Raw genomic sequence first — 20,340 nt, forward strand, 5'->3', positions numbered from 1 at the left:
TCCGTGGCAGTCAGCGTTGTTGCGCCGGCGGCGTTGCTGTCTTCGGCTCAACCGCTTCGCCTTCGGCTAGCCGGGCGGCGCCGGCGATCACCACCAGTTCGCCTGGTTGCAGGCCGCTGGCGATACGCACGCCGTTTTCCTCGTACGCCGCCACGGTGACCGGTCGTGATACGACCTTGCCCGCCACCACCACCCGCACGATCGCTCCCTGGCCCTGATTGATCACTGCCGGCAGGGGCAGGAGCAGACCCGCTCCAGGCTGCCCGGCAGCGCTGACCCGAACGCTTGCCGTCATTCCCAGACTGACTTCGGGTGGCGGGTCGATCAACCGAATTCGTGCTGCATAGCTGCGGGTTTGCGGGTCGGCGGCCGGGGCCAGTTCGCGCAGTTCGCCGCGCAGGGAGATTTTCGGGTTGGCCCACAGGTTGACCGTGAATTGTTTGCTTGCCCGCAATTCGGCAACCCGGCCTTCCGGAACAGCAATGGCGACTTCCTTTTGCTCCGGGCGGGCCAGGCGCAGCACCGGCTGGCCGGCTGCCACTACCTGCCCGGCCTCGGCCAGGACGGCGGTGACGACTGCCGGCGCTTCGCTGCTCAGGCTGCCATAGCTGGCCTGGTTGCCGCTGATCCGTGCTTGCGCGCGGGCCTGGTCGAGGCGCGCACGCGCAGCGTTGGCGGCATTGTCACGGGTTTCGAAGGCGCTGGGGCTGACGAAATTCTTGCTCAGCAACCCGGCATAGCGTTCGCGTTCGGCACGGGCCGTCGCATGTTCGCTTTCGGCACTGGCCAGTTGTGCGGCTGCAGCGCTGGCCGCAAGTTGCAGATCAGCTGGGTCAAGCCTGGCCAGCGGCTGGCCCGGGCGAACCTCGGCGCCGGCATCGACCAGTCGGGCGGCGATCTTGCCGCCAACGCGGAACGCTAGGTCAAATTCATGGCGGGCCCGTATCTCTCCGCTGTACAGCGAAATGCTCTGCTGCTCTTCTCCGGCGGCTTGCACTAAAACGGTGCGTGGTCCGCTCGGTGGCGCTTCCTGGCGGGTACAGCCGCCAAACAGAGGGAGCAGGATCAGCGTTCCAAGGGCGGGGAGAAGCAGCCGGGAGGGGAAGAAGAGGCAGCGCATGGCAGTCGATGGGCGGAGAGGGAAGCAGGATGATAATGAACGACGGGTCAGTAACGCAAGGTGCATCCTTGCCCGTATGGCAAAGCGCCGTACAATGCAGCGATGGAAAACAACGCCCTCCCCGTTTCGGCCTTTGCCGCTTTCGATCTGCTGGCCTCAACCGTGCTTCTGCTCGACGAAGCCCAGCAGTTGCGCTACATCAACGCTGCCGGCGAGAACCTTCTTGCAGTTAGTTGCCGCTTTGCAGCCGGCAAGCCACTGGCGGCGGTGTGCACCTGTTCGGCGACGCTGCAGGGGGCGTTGGAAAATGGTCTGGCCAACAATTGGGGTTATACCGGTCAGAATGTCGAGGTCCGCCGGCTGGATGGCGAGGTCCTGCATCTCAATTGTACGGTCACCCCCCTGCGCCCCGAGGTTGCAGCCGGGATGCGCCTGTTGCTCGAATTTCAACCGATTGAGCATCATCTCGCGGTGACTCGCGAGGAGCGTCTGATTGAGCAGCAGCAGGCCAATCGTGAATTGATCCGCAATCTGGCTCACGAAATCAAGAACCCTCTGGGGGGCTTGCGGGGGGCTGCGCAACTACTTGAGCACGAATTGGTGGGGTTGCCCAATGCGCCTTCGCTCAAGGAATACACGCAGGTCATCATCAAGGAGGCTGACCGGTTGCAAGACCTGATGCAGCGCTTGCTGACTCCGCAGCGGCCAATGCTGCCGGCAACCGTGAATATTCATGAAATTCTCGAGCGGGTGCGCAGTTTGCTGACCGCCGAGTTTCCCGGCACCTTACAGGTGCGCCGTGATTACGATACCAGTTTGCCGGAATTGTTCGGCGACCGGGAACAATTGATCCAGGCGCTGCTCAACATCGCCCGCAATGCTGCGCAGGCGATGGAGGGGCATGGACGCATCGTGCTGCGGACCCGCTCGTTGCGGCAGGTGACCTTGGCCAAGAAGCGCTATCGTCTGGCGATTGAAATTCGGGTGATTGACAACGGCCCGGGGATTCCCGATGAAATCCGCGAACGGATGTTTTACCCGCTGGTTTCCGGGCGCGAGGGCGGCAGTGGCCTGGGGCTGACGATCGCCCAGAACTTCATCCAGCATCATCACGGGACGATTGATTGCAGCAGTCGTCCCGGAGAGACAGTTTTCGTCTTGCGACTGCCGATTGAAGAAGCCTGAGCATGATCAGGTCCGACTCTTGCTAGGGGAGTGCATTCCGACTATGAGTGAGTGCGCCACCATGAAACCCGTCTGGATCGTAGACGACGACCGTTCCATCCGCTGGGTGCTGGAAAAGACCCTGGCCCGCGAGGGTATTCCTTTTCGCAGCTTTGCCTCGGCTAACGAGGCTCTAGCCGAACTGGAGCAGGGCGAGCCGCCGCAGGTGCTGATGTCGGATATCCGGATGCCCGGACGCTCCGGCCTGGATTTGCTGCAGGAGGCGAAAACCCGTTTTCCGACACTGCCGGTGATCGTGATGACGGCCTACTCCGACCTGGAGAGCGCGGTGGCGGCTTTCCAGGGCGGCGCATTCGAGTATTTGCCCAAGCCCTTCGATGTCGATCTCGCCGTGGAACTGATCCGGCGCGCGATTGATGAATCGTTGCACCAAAGTGGTGCTCTTGAGGAAGAGGCTCTGGCCCCGGAAATCCTTGGGCAGGCCCCTGCGATGCAGGAAGTTTTTAGAGCTATCGGCCGTCTTGCATTGTCACATGCGACGGTGCTGATCACCGGTGAGTCAGGATCAGGCAAGGAACTGGTGGCGCGCGCACTGCACCGGCATAGTCCGCGTGCCGACAAGCCGTTCATTGCAATCAACACGGCAGCGATTCCGCGCGACTTGCTCGAATCCGAACTGTTTGGCCACGAGCGGGGGGCGTTCACCGGGGCGCAAACCCAGCGGCGCGGCCGCTTTGAGCAGGCCGAGGGCGGGACCCTGTTCCTTGATGAAATCGGCGATATGCCGGCCGAACTGCAGACCCGGCTGCTGCGCGTGCTGTCGGATGGGCATTTCTACCGGGTCGGGGGGCATTCGCCAATCAAGGCCAATGTCCGGGTGATCGCTGCGACCCACCAGCATCTGGAGGCCCGGGTCAAGGATGGTCTGTTCCGGGAAGATTTATTTCATCGTCTCAATGTGATCCGGATTCGGCTGCCGGCCCTGCGCGAGCGTCGCGAGGACATCCCGCTGCTGACCAAGCATTTTCTGCAAAAAAGTGCTCGCGAACTGGGCGTTGAGCCGAAGCGACTCAGCGAAGCTGCGCTCAAGTACCTGGCGGCGCTCGACTTCCAGGGCAACGTCCGGCAACTGGAAAATCTCTGTCACTGGCTGACCGTGATGGCGCCGGGGCAACTGGTTGAAGTGGGCGACCTGCCCGCCGAACTGCGTGCCGAAACTCCGGTAGCTCAGGCTGACAATTGGGAAAATGCGCTGGCCGCCGAGGTTGATTCCCTGCTTGCTCGTGGCGTACCTGATGTGCATGGCGAACTGGTCCAGGTCTTCGAGCGAATCCTGATCTGCCGCGCACTGCAGCATACGGGGGGGCGCCGTATCGAAGCGGCTAACGCGCTTGGCATAGGGCGCAATACGATTACCCGCAAGATTACGGAACTGGGGATCGATGCACAGAAGGAGCCAGGCGCCGCCTGACTCCGCTCCGGCATGCAATGGGGCGAACGGGGCACCGCAGTTGACGGATGGATGACGTAGATTCGATGGCGGTGCCGGAAATGATGCTATCTTTAAAAGATCTACAGGATCAGTTGGGGTCAGCGCATCATGCAGGACTTTCTGCCTCGGGAAAACCTTCCGGCCGGATACCTAGTTTGCCGCTATGGCGAGCCGGGTGACTCTGCCTACATCATCGAGGCCGGTGGAGTCGAGGTAATCACACCGGCCGGGGTCAGTATCGCGCAACTCGGTGCCGGTGAGATTTTTGGCGAAGTTGCCTTGCTGGATCGCCAGTCACGCACCGCTTCGGTGCGTACGTTGAGTGAAACCACCTTGTTGCGCATCGATCGGGTGCATGTGCAGGAGTTGCTGAAGCGCACCGACCCGGTGATCCGGCATCTGCTGACGGTCCTGCTCGAACGTTTCCGGGCCCGCAGCGAGGCTCTGCTGCCGCTTGACCGACGGGCTGCGGTCGAGGATGGACGGATTGCCACCCAGACGCTGATGCTGACTCAGGACCTAGCGCATGCCATTGCCAGCAACCAGCTGGAGTTGGCGTACCAGCCGCTGGTCGATTTGCCCTTGCGCCGTCTGCTCGGGTTCGAGGCGCTGATCCGCTGGCGGCATCCGCTGCTTGGCCCGATCGTCCCGACCAGTCTGATCGCTTTGGCGGAGAAAACCGGACTGATTCATTCGCTCAGCGAATGGGTATTGCGCCGTGCCGTTGGCGACTGGCCGCAAATGCGTCGCTGGTGCTGCCAAGAAGCTGATTGCACCCCGTTCATCTCGGTCAATCTGTCGGCCCCGGATTTGTCTGATCCCGGCATTGTCGGTGTCGTGGCCGGTTTGTTGCAGCAATCGGAAATGCGTTCCGGCGAACTGCACCTTGAATTGACTGAAAGTACCCTGATTGAGGACCGCGATCAGGTCAGCTTGATTCTCGGCCAGCTTTCCGCACTCGGGGTCAAGGTCGCACTCGACGATTTTGGTACAGGCTACGCCGGCCTTGATTGCCTCAAGTCGCTGCCGGTTTCCTGTCTCAAGATCGACCAGGTGTTCGTGCGTGAAATGCTGAGTTCTCAGCGTAGTCACGAGATTGTCTCGACGGCGATCAATCTGGCGCGCTCGCTCGGCTTGTCCACAATTGGTGAAGGGATCGAGGAGGAGGCCGTCGCCGCTGAACTGGAGCGCCTGGGGTGCGATATCGGCCAAGGCTATCATTTTGCCCGGCCGCTGGCGCTGGCCTCGGTTGCTGCATGGGTAGGAGAGGCCCGGCGGCTGGGGCGGCTCCAGGGGGCGATGTTGTGCGATTGAATGAATTGGGCCGGTGGTTGCATCCCGCGCCCCCAGTTCATCGGCCGGCCTTGCGCTGATTGATCCTAACAACCAGTTTGGAAGCCGGTCGGCTAACCGACTTTTCTGCGATTGCTGATGCCTTTACTTGATCCTGTGGTTTTGCGTCCTTTGCTGGGCGCGTATGCCGGTCGTTTCGATGTCGATGCGCTGGCCGTATGTGATTCAACCAGCAGCGAATTGCTGCGCCGTGCCGATGCTGGAGCGCCGTCGGGGACCGTGGTGGTGGCCGATGCCCAGACCGCCGGGCGAGGTCGGCGCGGGCGCAGCTGGTTATCGGCGCCGGCCGATAGTCTGACCTTTTCGTTATTGTGGCGTTTCCCCTGCAGCCCGCTGCAGTTGTCGGGCCTATCGTTGGCCGTTGGGGTGGCTCTGGCGCGTGCCCTGAGTGGTCTGGGGGCACGTGGAGTCGGGTTGAAATGGCCGAACGATGTATTGCTCAGACGTGCCGGCGAATTTGCCAAGCTGGCCGGTATTCTCATCGAAATGGCCTCAGACCGCCGGGGAACCCAGGTGGTGATAGGCATCGGCCTTAACCTGCGGGCGCCGGATGCGGTTCCCGGGCAGCCGGCGGCCGGGTTGGTCGATGCGCTGGCGAGCGGCGAATTGCCGGAACGGCACGCCTTGTTTGCCGCCCTGCTGGTCGAATTGGCACAGGTGCTCGACGCATTTACGGTCGACGGCTTTGCCGGGCAAAAAAACGAATGGCAGCGCTGGCATGCCTGGCAGGACGAGCCGGTGCGGGTGGTCGAGGATGGTCGCGAATTGCTCGCCGGCACCTGCATCGGTGCCGATTTCGATGGCGCCTTGCTGGTCCGTGGGGAAAACGGGGTCGAACGGGTGCTGGCGGGCGATGTCAGCTTGCGCCACGGATGATGGCGGGCCCTGCCGGATTGCCGCAGGCGGCCGCTTTTCCGCAGTCTCACGGCTTCCGCCGGGTCGGGCAGGGGGCCGCTGGGTCCCGGGGGCTGCGGCCCCGGTCTGTGGCTGAAACGGGGTTTGGCCGATGATACTCTGCATCGATTGCGGCAATAGCCGGATCAAGTGGGGCCTCTGGTCAGCTACCGGCTGGCGGGCGCAAGGCGCGCTGGCGCATGGCGAGGTCGGACAGCTGGCAACGCTCACGGTCGACGCGCCGGAAGTGCAAAAAATCCTGCTTGCCAATGTCGCCGGGCCGGCGCTGGCGGCCCAGATCGCGGCATTGGTCGCCGCTGCCTGGCCGGGGCGTCCGCTCCTGACGGCAGCGAGCCAGCCGGCTGCGGTCGGGGTCCGTAACGGCTACCGCTCGCCGGAGCGTCTGGGCGTGGACCGCTGGTGCGCGCTGCTCGGAGCCTGGGCCAGGGTGCGCGGGGCCTGCCTGGTGGTGATGGCGGGGACTGCGACAACGGTCGACAGCCTGACTGCCGATGGTTTTTTTCCGGGGGGGCTGATCCTGCCCGGTCTCGAACTGATGCGCAAAAGCCTGGCCCGCGATACCGCCGGGCTGCCGCTGGCGCAGGGGCAGCATGTGGCGCAGCCCAACTGCACCGACGACGCGATCATCAGCGGCTGCCTTGAGGCACAGGCGGGCGCCATCGAGCGCGCCTGGCGCCGGCTGGCCAACCCTGTGGCCCCCTGCCTGTTGTCTGGTGGCGCTGCCGGGCTGATCGGGCCGGCGCTGGAAATTCCCTGGCAAGGGGTCGATAATCTGGTGCTCGACGGGCTGGCGACGCTTGCCAGCGAACCCATGCCGCCGCTTCTGGGGTGAACCAGGAGGCCGCAGTTAACCGCTTTTAATGTCGGCTGGGGCCGTTTCCAGGTTGAATATTCGCCGGGCGCGCCGCACAATCGCAGCAGACTTTTCCCGGAGGCCTCCATGTTCGATCCCGTTCTTTCTGCCTTGCCGGCCTTCGCCAGTTTTTTCCTGACCGCGCTGGCCTTGCTGGCGGCCTTTCTCGGGCTCTACATCGCGGTTACTCCGTATAATGAAATGGCATTGATTCGTGCCGGCAACGAAGCGGCAGCGGTTAGCCTCGGCGGTGCGACCCTCGGATTCGCCCTGCCGATTGCGGTGTCGGTTGCGGTCAGCCACAACATCTATGCGATGCTCGGCTGGGGCGTGGTCGCCGGCGGCGTGCAGCTGCTCGCCTACACGCTTGCCCGTCTGGTGCTGCCGACGCTGAACCAGGCGATTCCGCAAGGGCGACTGGCTGCTGCGATCTTCATGGCCTCGTTGTCACTGGGGGTCGGTATCCTTAACGCCGGTTGCATCATCTGACCCAGCCAACTTTCCAAGGAGCCGCTCATGGCACTGATGGACTTCATCAAAAAGCAGTTTATCGACATCCTGCAGTGGACTGAGGACGGCGACGGCACGCTGGCCTGGCGCTTCCCGATGCAGGAAATGGAAATCCAGAACGGCGCCAGCCTGACTGTTCGTGATTCGCAACTGGCGCTCTTTGTCAATGAAGGCCAGGTTGCCGACGTCTTCGGCCCCGGCATGTACAAGCTGAATACGCAGACGCTGCCGGTTCTGACCTACCTGCAGAACTGGGACAAGCTGTTCGAGTCGCCCTTCAAGTCGGACGTCTATTTCTTCTCGACGCGCGGCCAGCTCGATCAGAAGTGGGGGACGCCCAACCCGATCACGATCCGTGACAAGGACTTCGGGATTGTCCGTCTGCGTGCCTTCGGCATCTATTCCTACCACCTCAGCGACGCCAAGGCCTTCTACCAGAAGATCTCCGGCAGCCGCGAGCGCTACGGGCGCGACGAGCTCGAAGGGCAGTTGCGCAACACCCTGGTCGGCGGCATCAGCGACCTCTTCGGCGAGTCGGGGATCCCCTTCATCGACATGGCGGCGAACCAGGACGAGTTCGGCCGCGCGATGTTCGCCAAGGCGGCGCCGCTGTTCGCCGAGTACGGCCTGACGCTGGATAGCCTGGTGGTGCAGAACGTTTCCTTGCCCGAGGAGTTGCAGAAGGTTCTCGATCAGAAGATCGGCATGAACATGATCGGCGACCTGCAGCGCTTTACCCAGTACCAGGTGGCCAATGCCATCCCCGAGGCGGCGAAGAACGAGGGCGGCATGGCCGGCCTGGGGGTTGGCATGGGCGCTGGCGTCGGTTTCGGCCAGGTGATGGCGCAGGCGCTGGGCCAGGCCGTCGCTGCGCCGACGGCGGCCCCGGGCGGTGCCGCCACGGTCTCGGCCGACGAGGTGGTGGCGACGCTGGAGAAACTGCACGGACTGGTGCAGAAAGGCATTCTCAGCCAGGCCGAGTTCGACGCCAAGAAGGCGGAATTGCTGCAAAAACTCGGTTGACCGTGAAAGTGCCTCGTTCCCGCCAGGTGTTGGCTTAACTTGCGCCAGTTCCCGTGGCCCTGACCGCTTCCTGTCCCTCCTGCGGCGCCCCGGTCGTCTTCCAGTCGGCCGGGTCGGTTTTTGCCGTCTGCGAATACTGCCAGAGCACGCTGGTCCGCCGCGATCAGGCGCTTGAAGACATCGGCAAGATGGCGGCGCTGGCCGAGGATCGCTCGCCCCTGCAACTAGGCAGCGAAGGGGTTTATAAAGGCGTGCATTTCGCGCTGATCGGGCGCATCCAGATCAAGTACAGCCAGGGCTTGTGGAACGAATGGCATCTGCTCTTCGACGACATGCGCACTGGCTGGCTGTCAGAGGCGGCCGGTGAGTATGTGCTCACCTTCCTAAAGCACCCTGGCGAAGCGCTGCCGGCCTTTGCCGAACTGCAGGCCGGGCGCAAACTGATGCTGGGCGGCCAGGCCTGGACGGTGAGCAACAAGGAAGAAGCCGAGTGTGTTGCCGGCCAGGGCGAGTTGCCGTTCAAGGTCGGTGCCGGCTACCCGCTGGCGGCGGCCGACCTGCGCCATGGCAAGCAGTTTGCGACCCTCGATTATTCGGAAACGCCGCCCTTGTGGTTCGTCGGCGAGGCGGTCGAGTTTTCCGCCTTGCAGTTGCGCAATTTGCGCGCAGGGATGCCGCTGCCGGGTGCCACGGCGGCCACGGTGGCGGCCGAGGTATTTCGCTGCGGCGTTTGCGGCAGTCCTTTGCAGGCGAGTTCGCCCAGCATCGTCGCAATTGCCTGCCGCAGCTGCGGAACGGTGGTCGATGCCGCCGACGCCAACCATGCGATCCTGTCGCGTGCTTCGGCCAAGGACACCAAGCAGTACCAACCCCGCTTGCCCTTGGGCAGTAAAGGCCAGCTCGACGGCGAGACGGTCGAAGTGATCGGCTTCATGGTCCGCCGCACGCGCAGCGAGGGCATCGCCTACGACTGGCGCGAATACCTGCTGGCGGCGCCGAACGGGCGCTATCGCTGGCTGACCGAGTACAACAATCACTGGAACGTGGTCGATGTGCTGTCCGACCCGCCAGCCGGCGGCATTATCGAAGTCGACGCGGTGCGCTATCGCGGTGAGTCGTTCAAGCATTTTTCGACAGCGCTTAGCGCTGAAGTCATCCAGGTCGCCGGCGAGTTCACCTGGCGGGTGACCCACGGCGAAAGCTGTCGCGCTGTCGATTACGTCGCCCCGCCGCAGATGCTGTCGTGTGAGTCCAACGACAAGGAAATCACCTGGTCGCTCGGGCGCTATGCCAGTACCGACGAAATCGCCGCAGCTTTCGCCCTGAAAAAACTGCCTGCCCCGCTCGGGGTCTATGCCAACCAGCCGAACCCGTGGGCGGAAACGCATCGCCAGGCCTGCCGCCGCTTCTGGCGCGTGCTGTTGTTGCTGGTCGGTTTGCAGGTCGCCGCGCTCTCGCTATTCGGTAGCAAAACCCTGCTGCGCCAGGACTTCAACTTTGCGCCACAACTGCTGGGCGGCCCCGAGAGTACCCTGCGCAGCCGCGAATTCGTTGTTTCCCGCCCCGGTAGCCGGCTGGCGGTACGCAACGCCACCTCGCTCGACAACAACTGGCTGGCGCTCGACCTGATGCTGGTCAACAAGAGCACCGGCGAAGCCTGGCCGGCAGCGCGTGAAATCGCCTATTACTATGGCTATGACGACGGTGAGAGTTGGTCGGAAGGAAATCGCGAGGACGAGGTGGTGTTTGTCGATTTGCCGGCGGGTACCTATTACCTGACCGTCGATGCCGACCTGGCACCGGAAAAGCCTGTGCCGGTGAGCAACCGCGTGGAAGTGGTGACGGCAGGAGCAGGGTGGTCGAACTTCATCCTGGCCCTGCTGCTGATAGCCCTTTTTCCCGTATTCAGCCGTTTTCGCCACGCGGCCTTTGAGGGCGCGCGCTGGGCGGATAGCGACCACCCGCCGATCAATTCCGACGATTCCGGAGACGACGACTGATGTTCGGCAAATTCAACCTGGCGGTTGCCGCACTGACCTTGGTCCTGTTTTCCTGGGCGCAGCAGCAAGGCTGGAGCCTGTTTGACGACGTGGCCAATGCCTCAGGGCGCGGCGGCTCTTCGCGCAGCGTCTACCACAAGTAAGCGCGACCGCTTTCAGTCACCGCCGCAGCCACCTCCATCGCTGCCACCGTCACTCCCGCCGCTATCGCCGCCGCAGCCGCTGCTGCAGCCGATATGGCTGGCGCAAAAGCCACTGCTATCGGGGTGATTACGGGCGAGGCAATCAAGGTGGTAGATGAAGCCACCCGCAATGCCCAGGGCCGCGTCGAGCGCGAACAGTCGTGGCAGGCGGTCGGGGGCCTTGGGGTCGATACCTTCGTGAGCGCAGGCCAGCCCCCAGCTGCGACGCAAGCTCTCGCTGGCCTGGGTGGGGGTGGTCATGGCTTCGGCCGGGGTGTGGTGCAGAAAGCGGCCAAAGGCATGGCGACAGAATTGCTCGTACTGGCGGGTGAAGAGAATGAATTCGTGCCAGGCATCGTCGACCGCTTGCGATGGCATCGCCAGCATTTGGCGCCGGGCTTGGGTACAGAGCAGGAAATAGTCGTGCAGTCCGGCAAAAACCTCGCTGCGCTGGGTTGCGCTCAGTTCGGGGCGGCGCGCGGCAAGGCGGGCATCGAGCAGGCGTTGGTAAGGAAAACGGTTGAGGTAGCGTAGCCGGCGTTGCCGGGCCAGATTGCGCCAGAGAAGCAAAGCCAGAATGGCAACGGCGAGCAGCAGCAATAATTGGGGCATGGCAAGTCCGGCCGCGAGTCACGAGGGATGCGGGGATTGTAGAGGCCCGCAGCGATAATCCGGTGGGGAAAATGCTGCTTTTTCACGGTCGACCGTAAAAAAGAGCCAAAAACCCCGGGGAGACCCAGAGGAGGAAAGCTATTTATTGATTGGCTTGAAAAACAATTGCTTGCGCCATTCTTCAAGAATCTGCTTTAATTTAATCGTACCCTTCTTGCGAATCCGCCTCCGTGTTCTCCAGTCTGTCCGTTGCGCGTTGCTTCTTGTCGCTTGCTGCATTGTGCGGGCTGGCCGCTTGCGGCAGTTTGCGCCCCCCGGTGGCTCCGGCCACGGTCCCTGCTGCGGCGGCGACCGCACCGCTGCGCAGCGAGTTGGGCAATGAAATTGCGCTGTACGCCTTGGGCCTGATCGACACCGGCTACCGTTTTGGCGGCAAGAATCCCGATGCCGGCCTCGATTGCAGTGGCATGGTCAGCTACATCTTCGAGCGAGCCGCCGGCATTCGCGTGCGCGGCAGCGCCGCCGACATCGCCCGGCAGGGGCGGGCCGTCGGCAGCGAAGCGCTGCGCCCGGGCGACCTGGTTTTTTTCAATACCCGCAATGCCCCGTATTCGCATGTCGGTATTTACATTGGCGACGAACGCTTCATCCATGCCCCGAACCGTAACGGTAAGGTACGCATCGATCGGATCGCCGATCGCTACTATGCGCAGCGCTTCGAGGCGGCGCGGACTTTCCTCGATTGAGCACGGTCGACCGTGAAAATTGAATGAAAGTTGGACTTGCACCGGAAAGAACGGTTAGAATTGCGCCCTTCTCTGCGCCCGTAGCTCAGCTGGATAGAGTACTGCCCTCCGAAGGCAGGGGTCGGACGTTCGAATCGTCTCGGGCGCGCCAGATTTGGCTAAAAAAGGCACTTCATTCCGAAGTGCCTTTTTTACGTTTTGACGCGTGAATTTATGGCGAAATGGCAAGCCTTTCCCGGAGCGCTGGCGACCTATGTCGGACGCAACAAGGGGCTGACCCGGAATGTCCAGGTACTGGCCGAGGGGCGGAGTGGTTATATGGTGGTCGAAGCCATCGGCCGCAAGGGCGCCCGGGTCAGGCTGACGGTCAAGCGCGACAGCCTGGTACAGCCGCAGCCGGACCTTTTCATCTAATGGCGGAGTTCGCATGCGATCCCCTTTCCTTGGTCTGAGCCGGCTCGAGCTATTGCTGTTGCTGGCGGTTGCCGCAGCACTGGTATTGCTGGCGAGCGATCAGTTCAGGCAGCGACGCTTGCAGGCGCGGCTTGGACCAGTTCTGGTTGCGCTGCAGCACGCAGCTGATGGTATGCACGAACAATGGCGGCAACAGGGGAGCTATGCCAATGGACCTTGTCCTGCCGATACTCGGGAATTCGCCATGCAGTGCCGACAGCCTCCGCCGGATCGGGCAGGTTTCCGGATCGAGGCGCGGGGGCTGGGTGAGATGTCAGCCTTTGTCTACCGCATTGATCACAGTGGCCGCCGTGAGTCGGTCACTCCTTGGCAAGGCCTACAGCCGTGCTGGGTGGTTTCCCGTCACGGAGGATGCCAGCCTTAAGCGGGTTCAGGCATCGTCGCGCAGCATCGCTGCACAATCGGTCGCCAGTTCGCCGATTTCATCTGCGGTCAACTGCAGCCGGGTACAGCAGCAGGCGCCCAGTTTTTCCCATTCGCAGGTTTGATTCAGGCCGCTGATCTGCTGCAGCAGGTGTTCTGCCAGTTGGGTGACGGCGATCATGTCGCGGCTGACCTCCGGTAGTGCCAGCGGATTGCCCTCAGCAAATGCCTCTGGCTGATGATGATGGCGGATGGCGGCATGGATGTCTTCCGGCAGCAGCCAGTTTTCGGCAAGTTCGGCCCCGACCAGTGCGTGGTTGAGCGCCAGAAGTTCGTCCTCAATCTCGGTAAAGCTGCGTTCGCGTTCGCTGTTGGCGGCTTTCAGGATATCCAGATATTCGGGGAAGGGAATCATCAGCATCGGGATTCCGCAGTCACGGAACAGCGCGAAGGTATAAGCATCGTCGGGCCTGGCCTGGCTGCGCTTGCGCAACTGCAGGGCCAGCCAGGCTGAAATTCGCGCGGTGGTTGCCGAGGCGTCCCAGAAGCGTTCAAGATTGGGCGTGTTGGGAAATATGTTCTGAAGCGACAGTCCGGCGAGGGTCCGGACCACTGCCTTCAGACCCAGCACCAGCAGGGCATCATGGACTGAGCGGACTTTGCGGCCAAAGGCGAAAGCAGGGGAGTTGGCTGTCTTGATCAGGCCCGCAGCCAGCCCGACATCGGCGCTGATCAACTGTTCCAGGTGGCGGAAGTCGGGCTCCTCCTTGCGCATTTCCCGGTCGATCTGTTCAAGGATGGTTGGGCGGGGTGGAATGCCGATGTCGCGCAACTGGGTGCGGAAGTTCTTCTCCAGCGGGTCGGTATGCGGGTCGTTGCCGGCTGGGCGGGTACTGGTCGCAAGCATCTTGGGCTATCGTTGGTGGGGCGGAAGCTATAACGTATACGCTTGGTGAGCGAATCAGGCAAGGCTTGGCTCCCCGTTTCCATTTCTTCTTTCTGCCCCGTCGATGAATACTCAGACCTTCTATCGTCACCTGACCTTTCTGGATCCCGTGCGCCATGCCGCGTTACGCCTGGCTCCGGTCAATGATTTTTCCTTCGCGGCACAAAGCCAGACCCTGCCACTGCTCGCTGTCGAAATGAACGAGGCTCAGCGGGAGTTTCCGCTGGTATTCGCCCGTGATCAGGAGGGGCAGATTACCCCGTTGGCGCTGCTGGGCCTGCGTCAGAACGAAAACCTTTTCATTGCTGCCGATGGCCGCTGGCAGGCCGAGCATTTGCCGGCATTCATCCGGCGTTATCCGTTCGCCACCGTGCAGGTCAATGGCGAAGATCTGGCCGTTTGTGTCGACGAAGCAGCCGGTTGTCTCTCGTCCGCAGTTGGCGAACCTCTCTTTCCGGCGGATGGCAGTCGCGAGTTGCTGACCCGGATACAGCAGGTGTTACAGGAGTACCAGCATGAGATTGCGCGTACCCGTGCCTTCTGCACTCGCCTCCAGGAGCTCGATTTGCTGCGCGAGGCGTCGGCACAGATCGAACTTCCCGACGGGGAGGCCTTCTCGCTGACCGGGATGCTGATCGTCGAGGAGGAACTGTTGCGTGCGCTGAGTCCCGAGCAGGTACATGCGCTGGTGCAGACTGGCGAATTGGCGTTGATCCAGGCCCATATGCTCTCGCTGGGCAATTTCCCCCGCCTGCTGCGCCGCCGCAATCAGCACCCCGGTGCCTGAGTCGGGTCGGCGCTAGTCGGCAGAGTCGCTCTTGCGGCTGGCTTCGTAGGCGGACAGGGTGATGCCCGCGTGCGCAAGAAATTCGCGCAGGGCTTTGATTTCGTTGCGGCCGCAGGTATTGCCGCCATGCGGGTGGTGGAGGAAGGCCTCGACACGGTTCAGCGTCACTTTGAAGCGGGCGCCGCCGGCCGGTTCGATCGTTGCCCCGAGGTGGCCGAGCAGGGATTCGACTTCGCGCCAGTGGATGTTGGCCGCGTGCGGGTCCTGAAAGACGGTACGCAGCAGATGGGCGTGCTTGTGGCTCATGACCGGCTCCTGTGCGGGTGCGATGCAGTCATTCTAAGCCCGCCCTGCGGCAGCGGGAAGCGCCGGGCTTAGCCGAGCAGTCGCTTGAGCAGGGCCAGCGCGAGCAGGGTGTAGCCGGCGGCAACCAGGTCGTCGGCCATCACCCCGAAGCCATTTTTCACATGGTGGTCAAAATAGCGCGCCGGCTGTGGCTTGACGATGTCGAAGAAGCGGAACAGCGCAAATGCCGTCGCCTGCCACAGCCAGCCAGCCGGAGTCAGCAGCAGGACCAGCCAGAAGGGCACGATCTCGTCCCAGACGATGCTGCCATGGTCGGGGTCGCCCAGACTACGCCCGGCAACGTCGATGATCCAGATGCCGGCAAGATAGGCGGCGCCAAGCAGGGCGAGAAATTGCAGTTCGCTGAGCGGGGCTCGCAGCAAGGGGAAGGTCAGCCAGGCGAACAGAGTGCCGACGGTACCCGGCGCCTTGGGCGAGAGGCCGCTGCCGCAGCCGCAGGCGAGGAAGTGCGCCGGGTGCGCGAAGAGGAAGCGCAGACCGGGGCGGGGCCGGGGGCTGTCAGGCAAAATGATCGTACCCCTTGCGCGCGAATTCGACCGGCTTCAGATCCGGATCGTAGACCGTCACCAATTCTTCGCCATGGGCCGGAATGATTTCGCCGATATGCCACAGCGGCAGTTCGAGGCGAGCGGCAATCGCGGCGATGGCCTGGCTCTGGCTACCTGTTGCGGTGAAGCACAGTTCATAATCGTCGCCGCCGGCGAGTTGGCATTCGAGCGCGATGCGGCGCAAGTCGGCGTCGTACTGTTCGCCCTTGGGCAGATGCGGCAATTGCACCAGGTTGAGCGCAGCGGCAACGCTCGACTCGGCGCACAGGTGGCCGAGGTCGGCCAGCAGTCCGTCGGAAACGTCGATCGCAGCGCTGGCGATACCGCGCAGGGCGCGCCCCAGTTCGATCCGGGGGCGGGGTTTTTCCAGTGCCGCAATGCACAGGCGGCGCCAGGTTTCCGGAAGGGCCCGGGTTTCCGGCCGGTTCTGCAGGCAGGCGAGCCCCAGGCTGGCTAAGCCGGGGCGTCCGGAAATCCAGATGCAATCGCCAACCCGGGCACCGCTGCGGCGCAGCGCCTGGCCGGGTTCGACCTCGCCGATGGCGGTGATCGACAGGGTCAGCGGTCCGCGCGTGGTATCGCCGCCGATCAGGTCAACCCCATAGGCGGCGGCGCAGGCAAACAGACCTTCGGCGAATTTTTCCAGCCAGGGCTGGTCGACCGTGGCCAGTGTTGCCGGCAGCGCGCCGGCCAGCGTGACCCAGCGCGGCAGCGCACCCATTGCTGCAAGATCCGACAGATTGACCGCCAGCGACTTCCAGCCCAGGCGGGCGGGGTCGGTGTCGGGCAGGAAGTGCACGCCGGCAACCAGCATGTCGGTGGTGATTGCCAGTTCGCAGCCCGGGGTTGGCGCAATCAGCGCGCAGTCGTCGCCGGGGCCGAGCAGGGTTCCTGCCTGCTGCTGCGGACGCTTGAAATAGCGGTCGATCAGCGTGAATTCACCGGCCATCGGCTGCCTTGCTCCGCATTACTTGCCTTGCTGCTTGCGGCGGGCTGCCACTTCCGTCGGACGGACTTCGCCGGCAACCTTGTCGAGCACGCCATTGACGTACTTGTGGCCGTCGGTGCCGCCAAACGCCTTGGCCAGCTCGATGGCTTCGTTGATGATCACGCGGTAAGGCGTGTCTGGGTGGTTGATCAGCTCGAAGCTGCCGATCATCAGCACGCAGGCTTCGATCGGCGACAATTCGCTGAACGGACGGTCGATATGGCGGCTGATTCGCTCCGCCAGCGCATCGCCTTGACCCATCACCCCGCGCAGCAGGCCAACGAAAAATTCGCGGTCGGCTTTGGCAAAGTCTTCCAGTTGTGGCAGATGGCCTTCGATGGCGGCCGCATCGGCACCGCCAACCCGCCACTGATACAGGCCTTGCAGCGCAAATTCACGGGAGCGGCGGCGCGCCGGCTTGGGGCGGGGCAGTTCCTGGTCGAGATTCTGGTTGTCGCTCATTTTTGTACCGCTTTCAGGGCTTTTTGCAGGTTGGCCATTTCGATCGCCGCCTGCGCACAATCGGTGCCTTTCGGTTGCATGCGGACTTCCGCCTGCTCATCGGTGTCGCAAGTGAGGATGCCGTTGGCGATGGGAATGCCGGTGTCGAGCTGGACTTCCATGATCGCACGACAGGCGTCGTTGGAGACCACTTCGAAATGATAGGTGTCGCCACGGATCACCGCGCCCAGCGCTACCAATGCGTCGAAACGGCCGCTGCTGGCCATGGTTTGCAGAACCAGCGGGATTTCGAGGGCGCCGGGGACGTTGGCGATTTCCATGTCGGCATCAGCTACCCCGAGGCGCTTGAGTTCGGCAACGCAGGCCGAGAGCAGGCCTTCGCAGACCGGCAGGTTGAAGCGGCTCATGACGATGCCGACGGCGAGGCCGTTGCCGGCGAGGGAGTTGTCGTATTCGTGGATGTTGTCAAAACGGGACATGGTTTTTCCTTAGAGGTCCGCGATGGAGGTGACAAAGCCGGTGACCTCAAGGTCGAAGCCGGTCATCGAAGGCATCTTGCGCGGGCTGGAGAGCAGGCGCATCTTGGTCACGCCAAGGTCGCGCAGAATCTGGGCGCCGATGCCATAGGTGCGTGGATCCCATTTTACCTGCTGCTTCGGGGCATTCTGTGCCGGGCCGGTGAGGCGGGCGAGCAGGGCGTCGCCGTCTTCCGGGCGATGCATCAGGACGATCACGCCGTGGCCGAATTTGGCCAGCGCTGCCTGCGCCTCGTCAATCGAGAAGGACTGGCGCTTGCTGGCCGGGTCGAGGAAGTCGAGTACCGACAGCGGTTCGTGCACTCGCACCAGGGTTTCGCCGCCGGTTGGAATCGTGCCGTGCTGCAGCACCAGATGAGTGGCGCCGCCGGCACGGTCGACATAGGCGTGCAGGGTAAATTCGCCGTGTGCGGTTTGCACCGGTTTGCTGGTGACGCGCTCGACCAGTTTTTCGGAGGCTGCTCGGTAATGGATCAGGTCGGCGATGGTGCCGATCTTCAAGCCATGTTCCCTGGCGAATTCGATCAGTTCGGGCAGCCGGGCCATGGTTCCGTCGTCGTTCATGATCTCGCAGATCACCGACGAGGGTTCGAGTCCGGCCAGCCCGGCGAGGTCACAGCCGGCTTCGGTGTGGCCGGCACGAACCAGCACGCCGCCGGGGCGGGCGGTGATCGGGAAAACGTGGCCGGGCTGGACGATGTCGTCGGCCGTGCTGCTCTTGGCGACGGCAACCTGAATGGTACGGGCCCGGTCAGCTGCCGAGATGCCGGTCGTGACGCCGGTGGCGGCTTCGATCGAGACAGTGAAGGCGGTGCCGTACTGGGTGCCGTTGCTGCGTGCCATCTGGGTCAGCCCCAGCTTCTTGCAGCGGGCCTCGGTCAGGGTCAGGCAGATCAGGCCGCGGCCATACTTGGCCATGAAGTTGATCGCTTCCGGGGTGATGTGTTCGGCGGCCATCACGAGGTCGCCCTCGTTTTCGCGGTCTTCTTCGTCGACCAGAATGACCATGCGGCCGGCCTTCAGCTCGGCTACGATTTCATCAACAGTGGCAATGGCGGGATGCGGGGGCATGGCGGGAGACAGAAAAAAACGGGGGCTGCTATTTTCGCAGAAACCGGCGCTGGCGACCTATTTTTCCGTCGCGGCCGTGCCGTCGCTATAAGCGGTTCACGGCTCAAGCCGGCAGCAGGCGGTGCAAGACCTTTTCCAGGGTCTGGAAGCAAACCGGCTTGGCCAGGATCGCGTCCATCCCGGCAGCGTAAAATTCGTCGTGCGGGATCAGCCCTTCGCTGGCGGTGACGGCAACCACCGGCAGGCGCCGGCGGGCTTCCGCTGCTTCGAGTGCGCGCAGAGCCCGGGCCGCCTCCATACCGTTCATTTCCGGCATGTGGTAATCCATCAACACCAGTTGGAAGGGGTGTCCGGGCGTTAGCAGGGCAACGGCTTCGCGGCCATTTTCGGCCTCGGCCGTGCGGTAGCCTTTGCGTTTGAGCCAGAAGTCGAGCAGGCGGCGATTGGCCAGGTTGTCGTCGACGATCAGGATGTACTGCGGCATGGCAGTGCTTAACTGGGGCGCAGCAAACCCAGGCGGATGGCCTGGGCAATCGCTTGCCGGCGTGAGCCAACCTGGAATTTGTGGCGGATGTTGGCCATGTGGAAATTCACTGCCGATTCGGAAATCTGCAGAATTCCGGCGATTTCCCATGATGACTTGCCTAGTGCCGACCATTGCAGGCATTCCAGCTCTCTTGGGGTGAGCCGGAAAGGAGCATCAATGGCCAGCGCCTCGACCCGGTTGCCGCCCTCGTTGATGGCCTGGCGCAACATCCGTTCGGCGGCATCGATCAGGATCTGGCTGTCGCATTCCTTGCGTGGCACGGCGGTGGCCAGGCCGATGCTGAGGGTGCAGTGGGGAGGTGTGGTCAGCTGGCAGTCGGCCTGGCAGAGTTCGTTCATGGTCTGGCGCAGGCGCTCGGCGACGGTCAGTGCGCCGCTGACCGGAGTGTCGGGGAGGATTGCGCCGACCTGCCATTGGCGGAAATGTGCGGCAAAATCCGAAATCCGTGCGGCGCTATGGCGCAAGGAGAGCGCCGCCTGGCGCAAGCAGGCTTGCAGGGCTTCGAGCGGAGCGCTGTCACGCTGGGCTTCCAGCCCATCGATGCAGGCAAAGAGCAGGCTGACCGGTTGCTGGGTGCGCGAGCAACGGGCAAATTCCTGGGCCAGTTTGTGGCGGGCCGCTTCTTCGGTGGCCAGGCCGGTGCTGCTATCGACGGCGGTAGCTTGTGCGACCTCCTGCTCGGCGGCGGGGGTATCAAGCCGGCCAAGCAGTGATTTCATGCCGACGATGCGGCGCATGGCCAGCAACTTTGCATTGAGAACCAGGGTGTTGATCGGCTTGGTCAGGTAGTCGTCACCACCGGCGGCAATGGCTGCTGCGATGTCTTCGGGCTGGGTATTGGCCGAAATAAAGATGATCGGGGACCAGCGGTTCTGGCGAGCGCGAATCCGGCGTGCGGTTTCGAGTCCGTCGATGCCGGGCATCATCACGTCAAGCAGAATCACATCAGGTGCTTCCTGCGCGGCCAGTTCAAGCCCGTCGAATCCGTTGTCGGCAAGCAGGACCTGATGGCCTTGGGCGCGCAGGCTGGCTTCGATGCGTTGCCGCTCCAGGGCCGAATCGTCCACCACCAGGATTTTCATTGGGCTCGATCTCGCTCGTTGCAGGACAGGTGAGTGTAAAACACGCGCCAGGCTAAACGGTCGATTCTCCGGGGTCGAACTGCCACTGACAACCTAGCTGATCTGACAGGGTCTTGCCTTTCCCCGGCCTGGGGCGATTTCGGGGAAGGGCGTAGAATCGCGGGTTTTACGGCTCCGCG

General features: G+C 63.0%; 24 protein-coding genes and 1 tRNA gene. 13 read left to right on the top strand and 12 right to left on the bottom strand.

Features of this window, described 5'->3' with window-relative positions; translation table 11 throughout:
• Positions 1–10: 10 nt before the first annotated feature.
• Positions 11–1,120: an efflux RND transporter periplasmic adaptor subunit gene (locus VX159_RS01930; protein ID WP_371324305.1), complete on the bottom strand. Its 1,110-nt coding sequence runs from the start codon at positions 1,118–1,120 to the stop codon at positions 11–13.
• A 102-nt stretch (positions 1,121–1,222) separates the two neighbouring features.
• Here VX159_RS01930 and glnL point away from each other — a divergent pair, with 102 nt between their 5' ends.
• The 9 genes from glnL (at position 1,223) to VX159_RS01975 (ending at position 10,594) form a co-directional block, all read left to right on the top strand.
• Positions 1,223–2,305 (top strand): nitrogen regulation protein NR(II), encoded by a 1,083-nt coding sequence (gene glnL / locus VX159_RS01935; protein ID WP_371324306.1) that lies wholly within the window; start codon positions 1,223–1,225, stop codon positions 2,303–2,305.
• Positions 2,306–2,366: 61 nt separating this feature from the next.
• Positions 2,367–3,776 (top strand): nitrogen regulation protein NR(I), encoded by a 1,410-nt coding sequence (gene ntrC / locus VX159_RS01940; protein ID WP_371324307.1) that lies wholly within the window; start codon positions 2,367–2,369, stop codon positions 3,774–3,776.
• 129 nt (positions 3,777–3,905) lie between these two features.
• A complete protein-coding gene (locus VX159_RS01945; protein ID WP_371324308.1) occupies positions 3,906–5,111 on the top strand; it encodes an EAL domain-containing protein in 1,206 nt (401 codons plus the stop codon).
• A 117-nt stretch (positions 5,112–5,228) separates the two neighbouring features.
• Entirely contained in the window at positions 5,229–6,026 is a 798-nt protein-coding gene (locus VX159_RS01950) for a biotin--[acetyl-CoA-carboxylase] ligase (RefSeq protein ID WP_371324309.1), read from the top strand.
• A 130-nt stretch (positions 6,027–6,156) separates the two neighbouring features.
• The gene (locus tag VX159_RS01955; protein ID WP_371324310.1) at positions 6,157–6,897 is read left to right on the top strand and encodes a type III pantothenate kinase; all 741 of its coding nucleotides are present in this window, start codon (positions 6,157–6,159) and stop codon (positions 6,895–6,897) included.
• Between the two features lie 108 nt (positions 6,898–7,005).
• On the top strand, positions 7,006–7,407 hold the full coding sequence (locus tag VX159_RS01960) for a DUF350 domain-containing protein (RefSeq protein ID WP_371324311.1): 402 nt from the start codon (positions 7,006–7,008) through the stop codon (positions 7,405–7,407).
• Positions 7,408–7,434: 27 nt separating this feature from the next.
• Complete coding sequence (locus VX159_RS01965; RefSeq protein WP_371324312.1) at positions 7,435–8,451, top strand: SPFH domain-containing protein; 1,017 nt, start codon at positions 7,435–7,437, stop codon at positions 8,449–8,451.
• 53 nt (positions 8,452–8,504) lie between these two features.
• Positions 8,505–10,451, top strand: coding sequence for a DUF4178 domain-containing protein (locus tag VX159_RS01970; RefSeq protein ID WP_371324313.1), 1,947 nt, complete (start codon positions 8,505–8,507; stop codon positions 10,449–10,451).
• Positions 10,451–10,594 carry a hypothetical protein gene (locus tag VX159_RS01975; RefSeq protein WP_371324314.1) on the top strand — a complete coding sequence of 48 codons (144 nt, stop codon included), beginning with the start codon at positions 10,451–10,453 and terminating at the stop codon, positions 10,592–10,594. The genes VX159_RS01970 and VX159_RS01975 overlap by 1 nt, the downstream gene beginning before the upstream one ends.
• A gap of 12 nt (positions 10,595–10,606) precedes the next feature.
• Here VX159_RS01975 and VX159_RS01980 read toward each other — a convergent pair whose 3' ends face one another.
• On the bottom strand, positions 10,607–11,245 hold the full coding sequence (locus VX159_RS01980) for a hypothetical protein (protein WP_371324315.1): 639 nt from the start codon (positions 11,243–11,245) through the stop codon (positions 10,607–10,609).
• 263 nt (positions 11,246–11,508) lie between these two features.
• Here VX159_RS01980 and VX159_RS01985 point away from each other — a divergent pair, with 263 nt between their 5' ends.
• From VX159_RS01985 to VX159_RS01995, 3 genes are all read left to right on the top strand, one after another.
• Positions 11,509–11,991, top strand: a complete 483-nt coding sequence (locus tag VX159_RS01985; protein ID WP_371324316.1) for a C40 family peptidase — start codon at positions 11,509–11,511, stop codon at positions 11,989–11,991.
• Positions 11,992–12,065: 74 nt separating this feature from the next.
• A tRNA-Arg gene (locus tag VX159_RS01990) sits at positions 12,066–12,142 on the top strand.
• A gap of 62 nt (positions 12,143–12,204) precedes the next feature.
• Positions 12,205–12,405: a hypothetical protein gene (locus VX159_RS01995; RefSeq protein WP_371324317.1), complete on the top strand. Its 201-nt coding sequence runs from the start codon at positions 12,205–12,207 to the stop codon at positions 12,403–12,405.
• Between the two features lie 49 nt (positions 12,406–12,454).
• Here VX159_RS01995 and VX159_RS02000 read toward each other — a convergent pair whose 3' ends face one another.
• Together VX159_RS02000 and VX159_RS02005 are read right to left on the bottom strand one after the other, a co-directional pair.
• Positions 12,455–12,583, bottom strand: coding sequence for a hypothetical protein (locus tag VX159_RS02000; RefSeq protein WP_371324318.1), 129 nt, complete (start codon positions 12,581–12,583; stop codon positions 12,455–12,457).
• A gap of 252 nt (positions 12,584–12,835) precedes the next feature.
• Complete coding sequence (locus VX159_RS02005) at positions 12,836–13,735, bottom strand: HDOD domain-containing protein (RefSeq protein ID WP_371324319.1); 900 nt, start codon at positions 13,733–13,735, stop codon at positions 12,836–12,838.
• 103 nt (positions 13,736–13,838) lie between these two features.
• On the opposite strand from VX159_RS02005, the gene VX159_RS02010 reads away from it, so the two are divergent.
• Complete coding sequence (locus VX159_RS02010) at positions 13,839–14,561, top strand: SapC family protein (RefSeq protein WP_371324320.1); 723 nt, start codon at positions 13,839–13,841, stop codon at positions 14,559–14,561.
• Between the two features lie 12 nt (positions 14,562–14,573).
• Here VX159_RS02010 and VX159_RS02015 read toward each other — a convergent pair whose 3' ends face one another.
• From VX159_RS02015 to VX159_RS02050, 8 genes are all read right to left on the bottom strand, one after another.
• On the bottom strand, positions 14,574–14,867 hold the full coding sequence (locus VX159_RS02015) for a type II toxin-antitoxin system HicA family toxin (RefSeq protein ID WP_371324321.1): 294 nt from the start codon (positions 14,865–14,867) through the stop codon (positions 14,574–14,576).
• Positions 14,868–14,935: 68 nt separating this feature from the next.
• Positions 14,936–15,433 (bottom strand): phosphatidylglycerophosphatase A, encoded by a 498-nt coding sequence (locus tag VX159_RS02020; protein ID WP_371324322.1) that lies wholly within the window; start codon positions 15,431–15,433, stop codon positions 14,936–14,938.
• Positions 15,426–16,424, bottom strand: a complete 999-nt coding sequence (thiL, locus tag VX159_RS02025; RefSeq protein ID WP_371324323.1) for a thiamine-phosphate kinase — start codon at positions 16,422–16,424, stop codon at positions 15,426–15,428. The genes VX159_RS02020 and thiL overlap by 8 nt, the downstream gene beginning before the upstream one ends.
• A gap of 18 nt (positions 16,425–16,442) precedes the next feature.
• Positions 16,443–16,925 (bottom strand): transcription antitermination factor NusB, encoded by a 483-nt coding sequence (gene nusB / locus VX159_RS02030; RefSeq protein ID WP_371324324.1) that lies wholly within the window; start codon positions 16,923–16,925, stop codon positions 16,443–16,445.
• Positions 16,922–17,404, bottom strand: a complete 483-nt coding sequence (ribH, locus tag VX159_RS02035) for a 6,7-dimethyl-8-ribityllumazine synthase (protein WP_371324325.1) — start codon at positions 17,402–17,404, stop codon at positions 16,922–16,924. The genes nusB and ribH overlap by 4 nt, the downstream gene beginning before the upstream one ends.
• Positions 17,405–17,413: 9 nt before the next feature.
• Positions 17,414–18,532 (bottom strand): bifunctional 3,4-dihydroxy-2-butanone-4-phosphate synthase/GTP cyclohydrolase II, encoded by a 1,119-nt coding sequence (gene ribBA / locus VX159_RS02040; protein WP_371324326.1) that lies wholly within the window; start codon positions 18,530–18,532, stop codon positions 17,414–17,416.
• 103 nt (positions 18,533–18,635) lie between these two features.
• A complete protein-coding gene (locus tag VX159_RS02045) occupies positions 18,636–19,016 on the bottom strand; it encodes a response regulator (protein WP_371324327.1) in 381 nt (126 codons plus the stop codon).
• Between the two features lie 8 nt (positions 19,017–19,024).
• Entirely contained in the window at positions 19,025–20,161 is a 1,137-nt protein-coding gene (locus VX159_RS02050) for a response regulator (RefSeq protein ID WP_371324328.1), read from the bottom strand.
• Positions 20,162–20,340: the final 179 nt, after the last annotated feature.

The organism is Dechloromonas sp. ZY10 (assembly GCF_041378895.1).
Taxonomy (GTDB): Bacteria; Pseudomonadota; Gammaproteobacteria; order Burkholderiales; family Rhodocyclaceae; genus Azonexus; species Azonexus aquae.